The following is a 2556-nucleotide window of genomic DNA, read 5'->3' as shown; positions in this document are numbered from 1 at the left end:
GATTCCGATAACGCCCAGAGGGTTCGCTATACCAATAGCGATATCCAACCCAGGCTGTGTGGGTCCGCTGATGATTGTCTGCAAACCGCCAGGTGTTGAGTCTGGAAGCGTGAGTCCCAACAAGATTCCGCTCACGCCTGATGCACTGAGAAACGTGTATGTTATCGCGCGAGTTTCGAACCCTCGACGTGCCGTGCGTCGTACTGCGAGCCCTGTGAACACCAGCAGGGCGGCGAAAATCACACCCAGCGTTGCCGCGTAGATGAGGGTGAGGTCGCCACCGATCCCGAAGAGGTGGCGGCCGAAAGAGATCCACGCGGCCACCGCGATACCAGCAACCACGACCACACCACCTGTGCGCCCTGAGCGCGAGGCACTAGGCTTCGCGCGAACTCGAATTACGCTGTACGTCATCACGCGCTCTCAATCACTGTGCTCGCAACAATCGTAGCTATGGAAGTGCGTGCGCGTGCGCACCTCCACGGATGGACACGCCCCGCGAACCGCAAAATAGGTAGATGCGACGCCATCCGACAACACACACCGACGCCACCCGGGACTGCTGCCGGTTCGATCGACTCATCTAGCCATATTGTTCGCTGGATGCCTGCCGATAGCAGACGACATGTCGGCCGGTCTCCGGCTCGGGCACGCGATCGTCGAGCGCAGCCCCCAGTCCGTCCCGTGGGCGACGGCTTCTCGGCTCAGGCGTCGGATTCCGCTCCCGAAGTCACAACGGGCCCCACATAGCGCCCACTCCCCCGGACATTTGCGGGCCAAATGATTTTCTTGCTGCGCATTGCCGACATCTTGGTTGGCCCACGTTGGTGCCGGTTGGTTTTCCCACCATGGAACCCACACGCCCTCTAGACACAGGAAAACCCCGGCGAGAAAACATATCTCACCGGAGCTTTTCACTTGTGTCGGTGTGACAGGATTTGAACCGGCGACCTCCTGAAGGCTCAAGCCTTAACTTAGACTTCACCGAATGTCTCTGCAAGCTCGCGGATTCCCTTGTGGTTACGGGGACCCGGGCGGTTCACTGGCTCCGCTTGTACTCGGTCGATTCTGGTCGGCTAGAACTGTTTTTGATGGGTGAAAGTTGGGCATTTTTTCTCGGCGACGAGCGAAACGCAGGCAAACCAAGGCAAGACACGCGCCCATTAGATCATCGACGATTACTCGGCGGAGCGTCGCACCTGCAGCGCAAAGATCTCCACGCCGAAGCGCTCCCAGTGCGCCAACAGCAACCACGCACGCCGCTGGTTAGATGACAGTCGAGGAACAGTGCCCGCACCGGTGGCGCGGTCTCTGCAGCTGCTCGACGTTCGGACCGTAAAGGTCTAGCACCTGCTCGAGCAAACTTTGGGTTCACCTGGGCCATCGCCTTACTCGCGCCGACGAAAAGTACGTTATCGCCCAGCTTGCCAAGCGCCTGCAGCCGACACTCGAGCAACTGGAGCACGTCCTGGTACTCGGGATGTGAAGAGAGCCACTTGCCGATGGTGTCCAGCGTCGCTTCGTTCCGCCTCCAAGGGGCTTTCGCATCCGGGAAACCAGGTTCGCGCGGGAGGCGCCAGACATGAGTGAGCTCGATTATCTCTGTTCCGCTCACGCGCCTCAGCGCCTGTTTCAGCATGTCCCAGGTCGTCGATGACTCCGGTGTGCCTAGGCGACCTGGTAAAGAGTGCTGGACTCGCCCGGCACTTTCCGAAATTGCCTGCTGACTGCGGTCAGCTGACGTCCGGAGCCGACGACCGCAGCGCACACCCAGACGGTGCCACCATGCGCGACATCAGTGAGCCTATCCGCGCCAAAATTCCGCCACTCGCGCCACGTCGCACCCTGCTCGTACAGGTTGTCGTCCAACGCGGTTTTCAGGATTTCCTGCGCGACCAGCCTGCCGAGCGCGGTCGAGTCCTCATCGAGCAGTGACACCACAGCCGCTCCGGCCTGTGGGCCGGTGGGCCGGAGGGCCGGAGGGCCGGAGGGCCGGAGGGCCGGAGGGCCGGAGGGCCGGTTAATACTGGGACAACGCCGTGGCTGAGATCCTAACTCGTGACCTTGAAAACGGACTTCTAATACCGCCAGATCTGGCCCAGCCGGGCCGGCGACTCTGGACGTCGTACCGTGGATCGAGGACCGCTAAAATCGCCGCCGTCGCCATTCCTCGCTCGGGAATGTCATACCTGTGGAATTCGAGATGCAATACCCGTCACAGGCCGCAGAGATCAAACTCGCCACTTCCCCGTGTCCACTCGCCGCGGTCAAAGCCAGATGTTTGGTAAGACGCCAGTGTGGCTCTAAAACCTCCTCCGCCATGATAGTATCTGACCTGCACAGTATGTGCGTGGGCCTCTGGTCCCACATGCTCCAAGACTTCGTAGCCAAGTCGCCTTTCACGCACTTATGCTCACATTCTCTTGAGCCACTAATCCTCGATGCCGAAACGCTCGGATTCCAAAAAACTTCAATGCTTGTCACTCCAACGCCAAGATTCCTCAATTCTTAGACGCTTGAGATCTTCAAATCTTCTACCTTCATACGCCCGAAGCT

Annotated in this window: 1 protein-coding gene and 1 pseudogene; both read right to left on the bottom strand. The window is 59.7% G+C overall.

Going from position 1 to position 2556, the window contains the following annotated elements; translation table 11 throughout:
- Positions 1-342 (bottom strand): annotated as a pseudogene (locus tag JF66_RS24585) (hypothetical protein); the annotation flags it as partial.
- A gap of 1326 nt (positions 343-1668) precedes the next feature.
- On the bottom strand, positions 1669-1941 hold the full coding sequence (locus JF66_RS17965) for a hypothetical protein (protein ID WP_035880166.1): 273 nt from the start codon (positions 1939-1941) through the stop codon (positions 1669-1671).
- Positions 1942-2556 lie beyond the last annotated feature (615 nt).

The sequence above is a fragment of the Cryobacterium sp. MLB-32 genome, from assembly GCF_000738085.1.
Classification (GTDB): Bacteria; Actinomycetota; Actinomycetes; order Actinomycetales; family Microbacteriaceae; genus Cryobacterium.
The sequence above is the reverse complement of the archived record's forward strand: the minus strand, read 5'-3'. Positions and strand labels throughout refer to the sequence as shown.